General features: G+C 47.4%; 16 protein-coding genes. 10 read left to right on the forward strand and 6 right to left on the reverse strand.

The genetic code is table 11. The annotated features are described in order from the left end of the window. Positions 1-92: 92 nt before the first annotated feature. From DHX103_RS13075 to DHX103_RS13085, 3 genes are all read left to right on the forward strand, one after another. Positions 93-1796 carry a phospho-sugar mutase gene (locus DHX103_RS13075; protein WP_422122688.1) on the forward strand — a complete coding sequence of 568 codons (1704 nt, stop codon included), beginning with the start codon at positions 93-95 and terminating at the stop codon, positions 1794-1796. Positions 1797-1897: 101 nt separating this feature from the next. Beyond that, entirely contained in the window at positions 1898-3013 is a 1116-nt protein-coding gene (locus DHX103_RS13080; protein WP_422122689.1) for a GAF domain-containing sensor histidine kinase, read from the forward strand. A gap of 17 nt (positions 3014-3030) precedes the next feature. Continuing rightward, positions 3031-3669, forward strand: coding sequence for a response regulator (locus DHX103_RS13085; RefSeq protein WP_422122690.1), 639 nt, complete (start codon positions 3031-3033; stop codon positions 3667-3669). Between the two features lie 47 nt (positions 3670-3716). On the opposite strand, the gene rsgA is transcribed toward DHX103_RS13085, so the two are convergent. Beyond that, positions 3717-4772, reverse strand: a complete 1056-nt coding sequence (gene rsgA, locus DHX103_RS13090) for a ribosome small subunit-dependent GTPase A (RefSeq protein ID WP_422122691.1) — start codon at positions 4770-4772, stop codon at positions 3717-3719. Between the two features lie 369 nt (positions 4773-5141). Between rsgA and DHX103_RS13095 the strand changes: the two genes are divergently transcribed. From DHX103_RS13095 to DHX103_RS13110, 4 genes are all read left to right on the forward strand, one after another. Beyond that, on the forward strand, positions 5142-6350 hold the full coding sequence (locus tag DHX103_RS13095) for an acyl-CoA dehydrogenase family protein (protein ID WP_422122692.1): 1209 nt from the start codon (positions 5142-5144) through the stop codon (positions 6348-6350). A 12-nt stretch (positions 6351-6362) separates the two neighbouring features. Then, positions 6363-7430, forward strand: a complete 1068-nt coding sequence (locus DHX103_RS13100) for a phosphotransferase family protein (RefSeq protein ID WP_422122693.1) — start codon at positions 6363-6365, stop codon at positions 7428-7430. Between the two features lie 144 nt (positions 7431-7574). Continuing rightward, positions 7575-8876 carry a DUF2254 domain-containing protein gene (locus tag DHX103_RS13105; RefSeq protein WP_422122694.1) on the forward strand — a complete coding sequence of 434 codons (1302 nt, stop codon included), beginning with the start codon at positions 7575-7577 and terminating at the stop codon, positions 8874-8876. Between the two features lie 40 nt (positions 8877-8916). Further along, positions 8917-9975, forward strand: coding sequence for a mechanosensitive ion channel family protein (locus DHX103_RS13110; protein ID WP_422122695.1), 1059 nt, complete (start codon positions 8917-8919; stop codon positions 9973-9975). Positions 9976-10019: 44 nt separating this feature from the next. Here the strand turns inward: DHX103_RS13110 and DHX103_RS13115 are convergent, their stop codons facing one another. The 3 genes from DHX103_RS13115 to DHX103_RS13125 form a co-directional block, all read right to left on the reverse strand. Then, positions 10020-10583 carry a hypothetical protein gene (locus tag DHX103_RS13115; protein ID WP_422122696.1) on the reverse strand — a complete coding sequence of 188 codons (564 nt, stop codon included), beginning with the start codon at positions 10581-10583 and terminating at the stop codon, positions 10020-10022. Between the two features lie 3 nt (positions 10584-10586). Beyond that, positions 10587-11489: a cation diffusion facilitator family transporter gene (locus DHX103_RS13120; RefSeq protein ID WP_422122697.1), complete on the reverse strand. Its 903-nt coding sequence runs from the start codon at positions 11487-11489 to the stop codon at positions 10587-10589. Between the two features lie 65 nt (positions 11490-11554). After that, on the reverse strand, positions 11555-12871 hold the full coding sequence (locus DHX103_RS13125; RefSeq protein ID WP_422122698.1) for a hemolysin family protein: 1317 nt from the start codon (positions 12869-12871) through the stop codon (positions 11555-11557). A 200-nt stretch (positions 12872-13071) separates the two neighbouring features. Here DHX103_RS13125 and chrA point away from each other — a divergent pair, with 200 nt between their 5' ends. The 3 genes from chrA to kynB are packed head-to-tail and all read left to right on the forward strand — an operon-like array spanning position 13072 to position 16136. After that, complete coding sequence (gene chrA, locus DHX103_RS13130) at positions 13072-14241, forward strand: chromate efflux transporter (RefSeq protein WP_422122699.1); 1170 nt, start codon at positions 13072-13074, stop codon at positions 14239-14241. A 17-nt stretch (positions 14242-14258) separates the two neighbouring features. Continuing rightward, complete coding sequence (gene kynU / locus DHX103_RS13135) at positions 14259-15512, forward strand: kynureninase (RefSeq protein ID WP_422124780.1); 1254 nt, start codon at positions 14259-14261, stop codon at positions 15510-15512. After that, the gene (gene kynB / locus DHX103_RS13140) at positions 15513-16136 is read left to right on the forward strand and encodes an arylformamidase (RefSeq protein WP_422122700.1); all 624 of its coding nucleotides are present in this window, start codon (positions 15513-15515) and stop codon (positions 16134-16136) included. 41 nt (positions 16137-16177) lie between these two features. On the opposite strand, the gene DHX103_RS13145 is transcribed toward kynB, so the two are convergent. After that, the gene (locus DHX103_RS13145) at positions 16178-16612 is read right to left on the reverse strand and encodes a low molecular weight phosphatase family protein (protein WP_422122701.1); all 435 of its coding nucleotides are present in this window, start codon (positions 16610-16612) and stop codon (positions 16178-16180) included. A gap of 111 nt (positions 16613-16723) precedes the next feature. Next, positions 16724-17242, reverse strand: a complete 519-nt coding sequence (locus DHX103_RS13150) for a universal stress protein (RefSeq protein ID WP_422122702.1) — start codon at positions 17240-17242, stop codon at positions 16724-16726. Between the last annotated feature and the right edge of the window lie 208 nt (positions 17243-17450).

Below are 17450 nucleotides of genomic sequence, written 5' to 3' on the forward strand. Positions count from 1 at the left end.
CGCTTCCGGATGGAGGCGGTTTTTTTTCTTAATTTTTGGTAAACTGGTAATAGTAAGATTGGCATGCACGAATACCGAATGGAGGGATCCCTATGGATTGGAAAGAACGGATCAAACGCTGGCTGGATCACGAGGGTCTGGATGAAGAAACACGGAGCTCGCTGGATGTGCTGCGGGAAGATGAGAAATTGGCGGAAGATGCATTTTATCAGGATCTCACTTTTGGCACAGGCGGCATGCGCGGCGAAATCGGACCGGGTACGAACCGCATGAACGTCTACACAGTGCGAAAAGCATCACAGGGCATAGCGGATTACATAAAATCAAACGGTGAAGAAGCAATGGCACGAGGAATCGCCATTGCCTACGACAGTCGCCGCATGTCACCTGAATTTGCGGAAGAAGCGGCGAGGACTTTTGCTTCGAACGGCATTCATGCTTATTTATACAGCGGCACACGTACAACGCCGCAATTATCGTTCAGCGTCCGCTACCTCCACGCCTTTATGGGAGTCGTCATCACGGCGAGCCACAATCCGCCTGAATACAATGGCTATAAAGTGTACGGCGAAGACGGAGCACAATTGAATCTCGAAGATGCAGATAGAGTGATTGAGTTTGTCAGCAAGGTGGAAAATGAATTGACGATCAACAATGAAGATTTCAATCCGGAACTGCTCGTCAAAGTGGATGAAAAATTGGATGGGGCCTACATCGCCAATGCGCTGACTGTCCGTGAACAGACCCAAGCATATCCAATTCAAGCAGTATTCACACCACTTCACGGTGCCTCCGGTGCAACGGTGAAAAGGGTTTTGGAAGAAGCGGGCTATACGGGAATCAGCTTTGTTGACGAGCAAATGCAGCCGGATGGTGAGTTTCCGACAGTGTCATCGCCGAACCCGGAAGAAGCGGAAGCATTCGAACTGGCGAAGCAATACGGCAAAAGAGCCGGCGCCGATCTGTTGATTGCCGTGGATCCGGATGGCGACCGTGTGGGCATTGCCGTCTCTAACGGAGACCATTACGAATTGTTGTCGGGGAACCAGACCGGCGCAATCCTGATTGAATATCTGCTGAGCCAGAAGAAAGCGAAAGGCACGCTTCCTGACAATGGTCGCATTTTTAAAACGATTGTCACTTCTGAATTCGGCCGCGCTGTCAGTGATGCCTATGGCGTCGACACGGTCGACGTGCTGACCGGTTTTAAATTTATCGGTGAAAAGCTGAGAGAAAATGACAGCAGCCAGGAATTTGAATTCCTGTTCGGCTACGAAGAAAGTTATGGCTACCTGATCCGTGATTTTACCCGCGACAAAGATGCGGTACAAGCGGTGCTGCTGCTGGTGGAAGCTGCGGCGTTCTATAAGACGCAGGGCAAGAATCTGCACGACGTGCTGGTCGAGCTATATAATCGCCATGGCTGGTTCCGGGAAGCGCTGGTTTCTGTAACGAAAAAAGGAGCGGACGGGGCAAGGGAAATCCAATCGCTGTTAAGCGGCATGCGCCAGAATCCACTCCAATCAATTGCCGGAATCCGGGTTGCTTCAATCGAAGATTACGAAACTCAAAATCGGATATTCACTGATTTGGACAAGAGTGAAAAAATCGAATTGCCGCAAGCCAATGTGTTGAAATATTTCCTGGAAGACGGTTCGTGGGTTTGCCTGCGTCCAAGCGGAACGGAACCGAAAGTGAAATTCTACTTCAGTGTCAACGCGGATACGGAACAGCAATGCGATGAAAAATTGGAATTGATCAAGGAATCGTTCCTGGATGAAATGAATAATAGATAAATGACTGGCTCCCTGGACAAGGGAGCTTTTTCATTCGAAAGTATGAGGCGAAAAGTACGGGTAAACGTTATGGTTGAAGTACTAGTGATGGGGTGAAGCAAATGATGCTGAGTGAACATTCCAATGTGATTCTGCTGAAGGAAGTTGCAGAATTGCTGAATGAGGAAACGGATATGGAACGGATGCTTGGCGGGGCAATCAGGAAGCTGCTGAAAGGGTCGAATTTTGAAACGGCGTGGATTTTTTTTATTGATGAAGAAGGAAAGCACCGGCTCATGGCACAGGAAAATCTTCCGACGGCCCTCGAAGAAGACGATTGCCGCCATCTTCAAAAGGGTGGCTGCTGGTGTGTCAAACGTTACCACGACGGTGATTTGGAGAAAGCCTCCAATATCATCGCCTGTCAGCGCATCGAGAATTCGATTACCGAAAAGACCGGAGACCATGGTAGGATTACGCATCACGCAACGGTGCCACTGCAATCCGGTATGGAGCGATTCGGTCTATTGAATATTGCTGCTCCGAACCGCGAGCGCTTTTCAAGAGATGAACTGGCCCTGTTGGAATCGGTGGCTTTTCAGATCGGATCAGCCATCAAACGCATCGGTCTGACGAAGCAGGAGCAGGAGTTGGCGCTGGTGACCGAACGCAACCGGCTCGCCCGTGATTTGCACGATTCAGTCAATCAATTGCTGTTTTCTGTAACGCTTACTGCAAGAGGTGGCGTTGAAATGTCAAAGGAGCCGGCAATTCGGGAAACGTTCAGTGATATTCAGCACCTGACCCAGGAAGCATTGAATGAAATGCGGGCATTGATCTGGCAATTGCGGCCGAAAGGGCTGGAAAGCGGTTTGCTCGAAGGGATCAAAGGCTATGCGGATATGCTCGGATTGGAGCTGGAGACTAAAGTGAATGGCGTCATCCAGCTGCCGTCCCGAACGGAAGAAACCTTATTCCGGATTGCACAGGAAGCGCTGAATAATATCCGGAAACATGCAGGCGTTGATAGCGCTCAGCTGTTCCTGTCCGTAACCCCGACAGATGTGCTGCTGGTTCTGAAGGATGAAGGCAGAGGGTTCATCATGGATGAAAATCATTATATTCCATCGATCGGCATGTTGAGCATGAAAGACCGGGCGAAGTCTGAAGGCGGGACGATTGAATGGTCCAGTGATATGGATGGAGGGACAGAAATCCTTGTAAGGATTCCTTATTAGGAAAGGGGCTCAGGTCGATGAGAGTGTTAATAGCGGATGATCATCATGTGGTCAGAAGAGGTCTTTTGTTTTTTCTGAAGACCCAGAAAGATATTGAAGTGATTGGTGAAGCTTCAAATGGCAAGGAAGCGGTGGAACTGGCGGCACGTTTGCGGCCGGATATCGTGTTGATGGATTTGGTGATGCCGGTGATGGACGGCATTCAGGCAACGCGCAAAATAAAGGAAACGAATCCGGAGATTATTGTGCTGATGCTGACGAGCTTTTCGGACCGCGACCATGTTGTGCCAGCGATCGAAGCGGGAGCGGCAGGTTATCAATTGAAGGACATCGAACCGGATGAATTGGTGGAATCGCTGCGCAGTTTAATGAGAGGCGAAAACACGCTTCACCCGAAAGCTTCATCCGAATTGATGAAAGGGCCGGGAGAACCGGCACCGCACACCATCAATTTATTGACGCCGCGGGAAAAAGAAGTGTTGGCGGAACTGACAAAAGGGAAAAGCAATCGAGAAATCGCATCTGCCTTATTTGTGACGGAGAAAACAGTGAAAACGCATATTTCGAATATTTTCGCGAAATTGGAAGTCCAGGACCGTACCCAAGCGGCGTTATACGCAGTCAAACATGGTTTGACCGGTGCAGAGCTGGAATAATGAAAAGGAGGCAGGACGCATAAATTGCGTCTTGCCTCCTTTTGGATTTATCTTTTTTTGACGGGGCGCTTTCGTGAATCTTTTGTAATCTGCTTCCATTTCGAGCGTTCAGCTTTTTGTGCAGCCAGGTCGCTTTTTCTTTCCATATGGGCGAGCTCCCTTTTCAATTTCACATAACTGCGGAATCGATCGGGCTGCAGTTCGCCTGTCTCGAGCGCTTCCCGTATCGCACAGCCGGGTTCATTGCCATGAGCGCAATCCCGGAAACGGCAGGCGTCAGCCAGCGTTTCGACATCTGAAAATCCGGATTCGACGCCTGCAGAATAATCGCCGAGCTGAAATTCCCGCATGCCCGGCGTATCGATCAATAATCCGCCTGTCGGCAATAACACCATTTCACGGTGCGTTGTTGTGTGGCGGCCTTTGCTGTCATTTTCCCGAATATCCTGGACTGCCATCAATTCGGTGCCAGCGAGCGCATTGATCAGCGATGATTTACCAACGCCAGATGAGCCGAGGAGAGCACCCGTTTTGGAACCGGCCAGAACGTTTTGCAGCGCGTCAATTCCTTCAAGCGTCACACTGGAAACGGCATGGACCGGCACGCCGAAAGCAACCGATTCCACTTCTTTCAGATAATGTTCGATGTTTTCGCATTGATCCTTTTTCGTCAGGACGATTACCGGATTTGCACCAGAATCCCATGTTGCCAGCAGGTAGCGTTCAAGTCGGCGCACATTAAAGTCGTGGTTCAGCGACATCACGAGAAATGCGTAATCGACATTCACTGCAATTGTTTGGATATCGGACGTTTCGCCCGCCGCTTTTCTGTTAAAGCTGGAGATGCGCGGAAGGACCTGGTGGATAATGCCTTTTTCTTCACCCGGCATCTTTTCGACCACCACCCAGTCGCCGACAGCAGGAAAATCCGGCTTTGTGTGGGTATGAGTGAATTTGCCGGACAGCGTACTCAGCCATTCGCCGTGGTCCGTAATCACGCGGTAGAGATTTGTATGTTCGAGCACTATACGACCCGGCACACCGTCAATTGTGATTTTATCCTGCCAGTTTTCATTCCAGCCGTAATTTTTAATAGTTGTCAAGTTGAGTTCCTCCAATTTTTATGCATAATAAAAAACCATGGATGCGTCGTGCAAATCGCAGTCCATGGTTCCCGGGCATAATGGAAGAAGCGTATCGTCAGCGATACACAGAGTGGGATACTATAGACTGGATTTGCTGATTTGATGCAATGAACAGAATAGCCATAATACCCCACCTCTTTCCTCAAGTTATCTATAAGATACTGGAATTTGCAGAATCGGTCAATAGTTTTTTACTCGCGATTCGAATTTTTATGACAATTCAAAATATGAGGGGTGGGGTCTTGCAAACATTTAGGAGAAACGCTACCATTAAACTAATATTCTGAACATACCAACTGGTCAGTATAAAGGAAGGTGGAATACACTTTGGATTTTTCCTATTCACAAAAAACGCAGGAATTGCAGCAGCGCTTGACCCGTTTTATGGTCGAGCATATTTACCCGAATGAAAAAGTATATGAACAGCAATTGAACGAGCAGCAAAACCGCTGGGCGCAGGTACCGCCCGTGATGGAAGAACTTAAACAGAAAGCGAAAGAGCAGGGATTGTGGAATCTATTTTTGCCGGACAGTGAATACGGGGCAGGGCTCAGTAACCAGGAATATGCGCCGCTGTGTGAAATTATGGGCAGGTCGCTGATTGGGCCGGAAGTGTTTAATTGCGGCGCGCCGGATACCGGCAACATGGAAGTGCTGGTGCGTTACGGCACAGATGAGCAGAAGTCGAAGTGGCTCCAGCCGCTGTTGGACGGGGAAATCCGTTCGTGTTTTTCGATGACAGAACCGGATGCGGCATCGAGTGATGCGACGAATATTTCGGCAACAATCACAAGGGATGGAGACGAATACATCGTCAGCGGCCGCAAATGGTGGTCTTCGGGGGCGGGCGATCCGCGCTGCAAAATCGGCATCGTCATGGGCAAGAACGATCCGGATGCACCCAAATATGAACAGCAGTCGATGATTTTGGTGCCATTGGACGCAGCGGGCGTGACGATTGAACGGATGCTGCCGGTATTTGGCTATGATCACGCGCCGCATGGCCACGCGGAAATCAATTTTGACAACGTTCGGGTGCCTGCAGCGAATATGATCTGGGGGGAAGGCAAAGGCTTTGCCATTGCGCAGGGCAGGCTGGGACCTGGGAGAATCCATCATTGCATGCGCTTGATCGGAGCGGCGGAGCGCGCGCTGGAAGAAATGTGCGTGCGCGTCCAGCAAAGAGCGCCTTTCGGTAAACCACTGGCGAATCAGGGCGTCATCCGTGAATGGATCGCTGATTCGCGCATTGATATCGAACAGGCACGACTGTTGACGCTGAAAGCGGCGTACATGATGGACACCGTCGGCAATAAAGCAGCGAAAGCGGAAATCGCCATGATTAAAGTTACGGCACCGAGCATGGCTCTTCGCGTGATTGACCGCGCAATCCAGGCTTTCGGCGCAGCAGGCGTCAGCAACGATGTCACCTTGGCGGCACAATGGGCAAATGCAAGAACGCTGCGTTTGGCGGATGGACCGGACGAAGTGCATCGCAACCAGATTGCCAAATTGGAATTAAAAAAATACCAATAAGAAAAGGGTGAAATGATGAGGGATTTTACGGATGCGACAATTCCTGTAAGGGAAGGCGAAGAAATTGATAAGGCCAAGCTGCAACAATTTTTGCGGGCCTCAATTGACGGATTGCCGGAGGGAGAGCTGGAAATCCGTCAATTCGGAGCCGGTCATTCCAATTTGACCTATGCTTTGAAAATCGGTGAATGGGAAGGGGTTTTGCGAAAACCGCCACTCGGACCGGTTGCCCCGAAAGCGCATGATATGGAACGGGAATTCAAGATTTTGCAGTCGCTGGCGCCAATTTTTCCAGCTGCCCCGAAGCCATATGTATATTCGAAAGATCCGTCGATTGCCGGCAGTCCGTTTTTTGTCATGGAACGGCGTCACGGAATCGTTCTGGATACTGAATTTCCTGAAGGCATAGAATTTACAGCAGCTATCGGCAGAAAAATTTCTGAAAAGATGGTCGATACCCTGGTGGGGCTGCATGCCATCGATCCTTCCCAAACAGCGCTTGCCGAAATGGCAAAACCCGAAGGCTTTATGGAACGGCAGGTCAACGGCTGGATCGGCCGTTATGAACGGGCCAAAACGGATGAAATCGAAGGACTCGAAACTTTGAAGCAATGGATGCTGGATCATATTCCGGAATCTCAGGAACCGACCATTATCCATTATGATTTTAAACTGAATAACGCGATGTTCAGTGAAGACTTTTCTGAAATAACCGGCTTATTTGATTGGGAAATGACGACCGTCGGTGATCCACTGGCGGACCTGGGAGCAGCGATGAGCTATTGGATTCAAGAGGACGATCCGGAACTGCTGAAATATGGAATGGGCAAACCTTCTGTCACTGTTAATGAAGGATTTTACAGCCGGGAAGAATTTATTCGCAGCTACGCGGAAAAGAGCGGCCGTGACGTTTCACACATCGATTTTTACCTGACATTTGCGTATTTCAAGTTGGCAGTCATTGTCCAGCAGATTTATTATCGTTATAAAAACGGGCAGACGCAGGATCCGCGCTTTGCGCATTTTGACCGGTTCGTCAAAAGCCTGATCCGTTATGCACTTGGAACAGCAACAAAGTAGTCATTACCATGAAATTCAACTTCCGTTTATCGGAAGTTTTTTTAGTGTGGAACAGGTTGCATTTGTTAAAAATATTGAACTGTTGTTTGTTACAGGGAGCAATAGGGGAAATATTCGATATAGGGATATTAGGAGGATGCAACCATGAAAAATTTCACGTTTTGGATCAAAGAAAAACTATGGGTGACTCCAGCTGTTTACAGTATATTTGCGGTGGCATTATCAATCATCTTCTTTTATGTCGATTTGTATTGGATTGATGCGATGAGTGAATACATACCTTCAATCCTCCTGACGAACGTTGATTTGGCAAAAACGATCATGGGAAGTTTGTCCGGTGCTTTGCTGACAATGACCACTTTCACATTTTCAACCATTCTCGTGGTGTTAACGATGTACTCTTCGCAATTCTCACCCAGAACTTTAAAGAATTTCGTCCATGACCGCTTGACTTGGCGAGTGCTGGGCATCTTTCTTGGCGGTTTCATTTATAATACTTTGTCGCTGTTATTTATGAGAGCGCACCTTTACAGCCACGATGTAATCTCCACTTTTGTCGGAATCATGATCGCCTTCTTTTGTCTGGCCACGTTTGCTTATTTCATCCACCATATTTCAACTACAGTCCAGGTCGGAAAACTGGTTATCGAATTGGTGGAAGATACGGAGCGGGTGGTCGGGAAATTTGAAGATCTCGAATCCCAGGCAGTGGGTCCCGCGGCGGGATGGAAACCCGATGGCATCAAACGGACGGTCATGGCAGGGGAGACCGGATTTATCGGCTATATCTATTTTGAAAAATTACTGAAATTTGCCGAAAAAAAGAACATGGAAATTGAATTGCTGACGTGCATCGGTGAGTACGTCCACGAAAATAAACCATTGGTGAATATTTACGCAGCAGCGGATGATGATTTTCCAATCGATGAATTTTTTGTCATCGGGGAAGAACGGACTTCCGAACAGGATATTGAATTCGCTATGCAGAAACTTGTGGAAATTGCATTGCGGGCGATATCGCCGGGCATTAATGACCCGAACACGGCAAATGATATTATTCTCCGTCTTGGCAATTTGCTGGGGAAAGTTGGGAATCTCCATACCGGCGGATTGGTATTTACTGACGAGGAGAAAAATGGACGCGTGCTGTATCCATTGCCGGAGTTTGAAGAAATTCTCTATCAAATCTATTATCAGCTTGCCTATTATGGGAGGGATGATATCTCAGTGCTGTCGGCGATAACAGATTCTTTAATCGTAGCCGCTGAATCGACGCCATCCGGCCGACACGAAGATTTATGGAATATCCAATTATACGTACTGGAAGGAATCGATACTGCAGAGTTGAAGTCTCTGGACCGTAAATTCCTGCAGGCGAAGCTGAACAGTCTGTCGGATCACCTGGGGCAGTCTTCCGTTAATTTAATGTTGATGAACGAAACATGATCGTTTCAATGAGCACGAGGCAAAAGGAAGGAGGGGGATCATGGAAAATGGCCAGATTTTCAGGGGTGTAGAACTGTTAAAAGAATTGTCGGTTCAGGAGTTTTTCATGTTTTTCGTCTATCTCTCTTTGATTTTTGTCATCAAACTGGCAATTGAATGGATCTTGAAATTGATCTTAAAACGTACAGCGTACAAGAAAAGGTTTATACCGATTGTCGAAGCCATCTTGAATTGGCTGGCCTTCTACAGTTCCATTATCCTGTTCTTATTTTATTTTTGGAAGGAAAGATGGCTGACCTATCCGTTTTATGAGACTGACGGCGTTCAGGTGACTGTGTTCCTGATAGTCGTGGTCATCATGATTGTGACTTTTGCCAGTCGGATCATTAAAACTTTCAACCGCCATGTCATGCCATTTATTTACGAACAATTTGATATAGATGTAGGTTTGAGTTTTACCATCAACCGGTTGATCTATTATACCGTGATGTTCCTGGCACTGGCTTTGAGTTTCACTACCGTTGGCCTTGACCTCACTGCGTTAGGTGTTGTTTTTAGTGTCCTTGGCATAGGTATCGGTTTCGGTGTGCGCAATATTGCCGCAAACTTCGTGTCTGGCATCATCATTCTTTTCGAACGGCCGATGGAAGTCGGCGAAATGGTCGAAATCGACAATAAAATAGGGAAAATCAAAAGAATTAAATTGAGATCAACGGTTGTTGAAACTTTAAAAGATGGTACGCTGGTGGTGCCGAACCAATATTTTATTGAACAAATTGTCAAAAACCGCTCCAGTGCCGAATTGTTCGCGAGAGTGGAGGTCAGTGTCAAATATGGCAGTGATACCGCAAGAGTCGAGCAATTAATCTGTGATGCTGCAGAAAAGGAAATTGCGGAAATGGCCGGTGTCCCGGAGGATCAGCAGCCCGATGTCAGATTCATCGGCTTTCGCAATTCCGCTTTGGATTTTCAGGTGGAAGTACATGTCACCAACGTTCAGATGAAAGAGCAGCTCGAAAGCAGAATTCGCCATGCGATAGCCGGTTTATTTTTCGAAAACGGCATTGAATTGGGGATACAGCCACCAGCCAATAATTAAGCCCCTTGCCTAAAGTTAGGCAAAGGGCTTTTTCTTTTTCCTATTTAATTTCCTTCAATCCGTTCGGTCGTGCCGCCAGCCTGCTCTACACCAAATTTAATGGTGCTGGTCATATCAAGAATTTGTGCTGCATTCAAATCCAGCACGGTTCCGTCCTTCATATAAAAGGTCACAGCATCCACTTTGGTTACGCCGTTCTCTGTAACCGTATGTTCCTGCACTTTTTCAAAATCCGTCCACTCATAGATTTCGGAAGTTAAAGCGAAAGAAGCATTGTGAACAAAGTTTTCAGGAGTAATGTAGTAATAATCTGTCAGTGAAAAGCTCAGCCCTGCTATTCCCGTAACGAATAAGACAAGAGCTGCTCCATATTTCTTTACTGGCTGTTCCATTGCCGCCAGAACAACTAATCCGCCTGCCACCAACGAAAGTCCAATAGCACCGGTAACCCAGGAAATTGGGGATGTGCCAATTTCCATAGCGGCTGGAGTAATGAACATCGCTTTGATTGGATAAAAAATAGCGAATGGTGCGAAGAAGGCAGATATAAATAAGATAACGGCAAATGTAACGTACACTACTTTCTTTTGGTCAATAAAATCGAACATAGCTTAATCCTCCTTTGTTACCGAATCTTCGTAATCAGAATAGTCCGGCTCTATATGTACGAGTACCACACAATTTGGTTTCGTTTTTTTTACTTTTCTTTCAATTTCTTCCGTTATCCAGTGGCTTTCCGTCACGTTCAACAGCGGGTCGACTTCGATAGTCAGGTCGACAAACATGACGTTACCGTGGTGACGCCCTTTAAAATCGCTCAGTTTCCGGACGCCGGGCACTTTTCGGATGATGGCTGATAAAGTTTCCAGCTCATCTTCATTGAAAGCATCGGTCAGCGTCATCACGGATTCCTTGAATATGTCCAATGCAGTTTTTAAGATGATCAGCCCGACGATAAATGCTGTTATGACATCGATGACCGGTGCACCAAGGATCGCGCCAAGTATCCCTATGCCGGCTCCGATGCTGACAATGGCATCGGAGCGGTTGTCATAGGCCGCAGCTTTAACAGCGGTGCTGTGGATTTCCCGGCTCAATTTTAAATTGTAGCGGTATACGGCGTACATGACGATTGCCGAAAAGAATGCAATTCCGGCAGTGTAAAGCGACGGTTCGGTCTGTTCACCCGGAGTGAATAAATTACGTCCGGCACCGAGCAGAACCTGCAACCCGATAACGGCCATGATGAAAGAAGCCAACAGGGAAGCGACCGTTTCCGCCCGCAGATGGCCATAATGATGGTTATCATCCGGTGGTTTCTGGGATATCCGCAACCCGATTAATACGGCTACCGATGCGATGATGTCAGTCAAATTATTGAGACCATCGGCTTTCAGCGCTTCCGACGAACCGGCAAAACCGAAAACCAGTTTCAAGGTGCTGAGGAATACATACGCCCCAATGCTTAGCCAGGCCCCTTTTTCCCCGCGGCGCAAATTTGTGTAAAGTTCCATAATGTTTCCTTCCTCCAAATCTTTGGAACCAAGTGAAAACGACCCTCAAATGAGAGTCGCTTTTGCTATTCATCTTGTTCGATTTCATCTATTCTCCGGACTTCAATGTATAGGATGTGATGGCCATCCACTTCCTTAATTTGAAACTCGAAGCCCTGTTCAATGATTTTTTCTCCGGGAATGGCATCAAAATTCTTACTCATGAGCCAACCGCCAATCGTATCGATATCTTCCTCATCAATTTCTATTTCCAGTATATCATTAATGCTTTCAATCAGCATCTTGGCACTGAAAATATAATGACCCTCGCTGATTTGCTGGACCTCGGGAACTTCTTCAATATCAAACTCATCCTGGATGTCGCCAACAATCTCTTCGATGATGTCTTCAATTGTAACAAGACCGGATGTGCCGCCGTACTCATCCCGCAAAATCGCCATGTGGATCCGCTCGCGTTGGATTTTCAGCAATAATTCACTCAGCGGCATGGTGTCGATGACCTGGATGACAGGAAGAATGAAATTCTCAACGGATTTGTCGCCATTAAGGGGATTTCTTATATATGCTGTCAGCAGATATTTCATATTCAACACGCCGATAATATGATCTTTGTCGCCGTCAATGACGGGATAACGGGTAAATTGCTCCATTCCGGCTATTTCTAACACTTGTTTCAAGGTGAGATCTTTTTCGATGATCTTCATTTCGGTTCTCGGAACCATCACTTCCCTGGCGATGCGTTCATCAAATTCAAAGATTTTATTGACGAAAGCAAACTCGGACGAATTGATCTCGCCACTCCGCAAGCTGTCAGCCAGGATGATTTTCAGGTCTTCTTCGGTATGTCCGATATCCGATCTTGAAATCTGGCTGATGCCAAACCATCCCGCGATCATTTTGGTTATTTTATGGAACATCCAGATTAATCCGAACATCAATTGATAAGCCAGAATTAGCGGTTTGGCTACTGCCAGTGTGATTTTTTCCGCCTGGTGGATGGCGATGGTTTTCGGCACCAGCTCCCCAACGATCGTCAACAGGGTCAAGACGATGAAAAATGAAATGAGGAATGCCAATATGTCCGAAACAGGATTTGGGAATTCAAGATTTGCCATCAACGGTGCAATGATATCGACAACAGCTGCATGTCCCAGCCAGCCGAGACCCAGTACGGAAATCATGATGCCAATCTGGCAGGCGGATAAATAATCATCCACATTCGCCAGGATGCGCCCTGCTGCAGGCGCATTGCTATGGCCTTCTTCCATTAACTCGTCAATCCGGCTTTTGCGGATTTTCACGATGGCATATTCACTTGCTGAAAAAAAAGCAGCTGAGCAGATCAGCAAGAAAAAGGTGATCAATTGTATGGCTATATCCAAATAAACCCTTTGTTTCAGTCAATAAAAATGAGTGAAACAAAGTTTGCACCTCCCGGAGAAATATAAAGTAATTTAATGATACGGGAAGAAAAATGAAAAGACAAACAATTCCGTTAAATAATATTTACACGCTTGTAATTTTATTCATATAAGCAATCAGTTATCCTTATTAATAGACAAAGAAAAAAGGGGAGACTCCAATGGCACAGAATAAATACCTGGAAATTTTAAAAGCGTCGACTAAGCTGGGCTTGACCTCATTCGGCGGGCCGGCTGCTCATATCGGCTATTTTCGCGATGAATATGTAGAGAAGAGGAAATGGCTCGATGACAAGGCCTATGCTGATTTGGTCGCTTTGTGTCAGTTCCTGCCGGGACCGGCCAGTTCGCAAGTCGGCATTTCTGTCGGCATGCTGCGTGGAGGAATTCTGGGCGGATTTTTATCCTGGTTCGGATTCACCATGCCGTCGGTGCTGATTTTGGCATTGTTTGCGATGTTCATTTCGGGAGCCGCATTTGATGCCGGCTGGATTCAGGGGTTAAAAATCGTGGCGGTTGCTGTCGTTGCCCACGCATTGCTTGGGATGGGGAAAGCGCTGGCGCCCGACCTGCAACGAATTGCCATCGCTGTGTTATCGGCGACAGCGATTCTGCTGATGCCGACCGCATGGGCGCAAATTGGGGTCATCGTCGTGGCCGCATTTATCGGCTACTTCATTTACCGCAATGAAAAAGCGCCGGAAGCAGTCAAGTTAGCACTTACTTTCGGCAAAAAGACCGGCATTGCCGCCTGGACGATCTTTACCGGCTTATTGATCGGCTTACCGTTATTGCGGCCGTTGATCGAATCAAGTTATTATGCAATTTTTGATATCTTTTACCGCGTCGGATCGATCGTGTTCGGCGGCGGCCACGTCGTGCTGCCGATGCTTGAGCGGGAAGTTGTTCCAGGTTTCATGGATGCTGATACCTTTATCGCCGGATACGGGGCGGCGCAGGCAGTACCCGGTCCGCTCTTTACGCTGTCGGCATATCTGGGCCAATTGATGGGCAGTGGCTGGGGAGTGCTGATTGCAGTCTTTGCGATGTTCCTGCCTTCATTTCTATTGGTCATCGGCACTTTGCCGTTTTGGAGCATTATCCGTACCAAACCGGGTGTGCAGGCTGCATTAAAAGGGGTGAATGCGGCGGTGGTCGGCATTTTGCTGGCTGCTCTATACGATCCCGTATTTGTGTCAGCGATTCAACGCCCTGCCGACTTCGCCGTTGCGGTAATTGCTTTTGCCATGTTAGTCTATTTTAAACTCGCACCTTGGATAGTCGTTTTGATCACGGCCATTCTGGGAGCTGCAATGTATGCATTCCTATAGATGAAAGGAAGATGACAATGGTGACCGCGAAACAATTGGACGAGCAGGATGGGCTGAAGGATTTTAAAGATGAGTTTTATATGGAAGAAGGCCAAATTTATATGGATGGCAATTCACTCGGGCTGATGTCGAAACGGGCAGAACAAAAATTGCTCGGCCTGATGGACAGCTGGAAAAATTTTGGCATCGATGGGTGGACAGAAGGAGAAAATCCCTGGTTCACGCTGGCTGAAGAACTGAGTTCACGCATCGCGCCTTTTGTCGGCGCCCAGACAAATGAAGTAATGGTGACGGGTTCAATCACATCGAATATCCACCAGATGCTGTCGACTCTTTTCAAACCGACTTCGGAACGATCGGTTGTGCTGGTTGATGAGTTGAATTTCCCATCGGACATTTACGCGGTGGAGAGCCATATTCGATTGCGCGGGCTGGATCCGGCAACGGCGATGCGGAAGATAACGAGCCGCGATGGCTACACATTGGAATTAGAGGATATTTTAGAGCAGTTGACTGAAGATGTTGCGGTTGTGCTGTTGCCATCCGTTCTTTATCGGAGCGGCCAATTGCTGAACATCGGGGCGATTACCGAAGCGGCACACAATAAAGGAATTCTGGTAGGCTTTGACCTGGCACATTCCATCGGTGCGATGCCGCATCAGCTTCACGAAGACGGCGTCGACTTTGCGGTTTGGTGTCATTATAAATATATGAATTCGGGTCCGGGCGGAACGGGCGGCCTTTATATTCATGAACGCCATCATCACCTTCTGCCCGGCAATGCCGGGTGGTTCGGTTCGGATAAAACGAGACAATTCGACATGGATCATCAATTTACCAAAGCGGAGGGAGCAGGGGCCTATCAAATCGGGACGCCGAATATTTTCAGTATGGCACCACTGCTTGGCAGTATAGAAATTTTTGAAGCGGCAGGCATTGAAAACGTCCGTGACAAGTCTCTGAAACTTACTGCTTTATTGCGCAGCCGATTGGCAGCCAGCTTACCGGAATTGAGAGATGTAACACCACAGCAGGACCAGGAGCGCGGTGGCCATATTGCGTTGTCCCATCCGGAAGCGGCGAGAATCTGCAAGGCGCTGAAAGAAGAAGGAGTCGTGCCGGATTTCCGCGCACCGAATATCATTCGCCTCGCGCCGGTTGCTTTGTATACCTCTTTCGATGATGTGGAGCGGACGGTAGAGATCCTCCAAACGATCATGGCTGAAGAATTATTTAAAAACTACACGAACGAACGAAATGTGGTGGCGTAAATGGCGGCAAAAGAGATTTTTGACATTTCCATGGAGCTGAACGCGGAGACACCGGAATGGCCGGGGGACCGGCCGTTTGAATATGCTCTGTCGGTGACGAAGGAGCAGAGCGGTTCAGTGAATATCGGGGAAATAAAATCAAGCACGCATATGGGCACGCATATCGACGCGCCGTTTCATTACGATGATAATGGACTGAAGATAGAAGAAATGCCGCTGGATGTTTATCTGACTTCGGCACAAGTTGTCGATGTGCAGGGCTTGGAAAAAGTTGAAGTGGGACATTTGCCGGAACCGGAAGCAGGCGTCACGGCGCTCCTGTTAAAAAGTTGCAGCTGGCAGGACCGCACGCAATTTCCGGCAACATGGCCGGTGTTTTCGGGTGCCATTGCAGAATGGATGAAGGCGAAAGGCATTCGGCTCCTCGGTGTGGACGTTCCTTCCGTGGATCCTGAAAACAGCAAAGAGCTGCCGATGCATCATTCGATGAACAACCATGAACGTTTTATTTTGGAAGGCATCATGCTGGATCATATCGAACCGGGTGTCTACGAATTAGCAGCGTTGCCTCTAAAAATCACAGGCGCGGAAGGCAGCCCAGTCCGGGCAGTGCTTTATCGGTAAAAATAAAAAAACCTTCACCTCATTTATTGGGGTGAAGGTTTTTACATATAATTAGAACGGAAATAAGTTTCCATCCCCTTAATGTTCATGGCGATTTCATCACAAATCTCCTGGTACAATACCCATTGTTCCGTTTCATCCAATGACCGAAGCTCGGGGTTCCGTATATTCCATCGCAACAATTTCTGAGCGGGCAAATCTGAGGGTATATCATCTTGTTCCAATTCACCGTCATGCATTGCGATGATCAAATCCGCTTCGCTGACTTCATCGTGATTATAGGGTCTCGGTTCCACCTCAGGCAGATCAAGAATGATTTCCTTCATAATTTCCATTGGAGTCTCACTGATTGAAGGGTGGCTCCATGCCGCACTTCGGATTTCCCAATCTGGTAGATCGAGGCGGTTTGCCCATATCTCAGCCATCAGTCCACGGTGCTGGTGTGAAGACAGAAAGTAGACGGTATGCTTGGACATGGCTGATCTCCTTCTTCCTTTGTTTCAAGTTTTATATACTTAGTAATGTTTACCCATACCCTATTGATTTAAACTAACGTTTTACTGCTCTTTGTGATACAAATGTGTCGATCACTTGACCACGAGAACGGAACATGGTGAATCCTTCAGAAGCTTTTTGCTGACCGAACCGATAAAGAATTTTTGCAATCCGGACTTCCCGCTATTGCCGACGACCAGCAGTTCTATTTTTTGTTCTTCTAAAAAAGCGGGAATTGTTTTAGATGCATTGCCTTCCAGAGCCAAAACATTCGCCTCAACCCGCTTGTCATCCAATTGCTGTTGAATGGAGTTATGCATATGCTTTGAAAATTCGGATTGCCGCTCGAGGGTATCACTGGCTGCACGCCCCTCCGTATCATCGAAACTTTCCGCGGTCAGTTGGGTATTTGTGCTGTCAATACCCGGAGTAAAGACAGGGACGGGTGCATCTCCGGCAGTCATGAAACCGATGCTGTCCGGTGTTTCTTCGTTCACATAAATGATCGTCAATTCCAGTTTCGGAAAATCCTGCTTCAATTCCAACGCTTTATCAAAAGCCAGCTTACTGCCATCCGATCCATCATATGCGACTGCAATTCTATTGAACATGAAACTCACCCCGCTGTTATTTTCTCTTATTAATCAAAGTACCCGCGATTCTGAAAAGAAAAACATTTGTTTGTTTTGCAAAAACAATGGGAGCGCGCGGATTTGGCAAATAAATTCATGTCCGTTATACGAATTTATCCAAATGTGAATCATTAAGAATATTCTCTTTTTTAAAAATAATGTTGACAATTCAAAAATGGCAGTGGTA

The organism is Planococcus daihaiensis, assembly GCF_049262615.1.
Lineage (GTDB): Bacteria > Bacillota > Bacilli > Bacillales_A > Planococcaceae > Planococcus.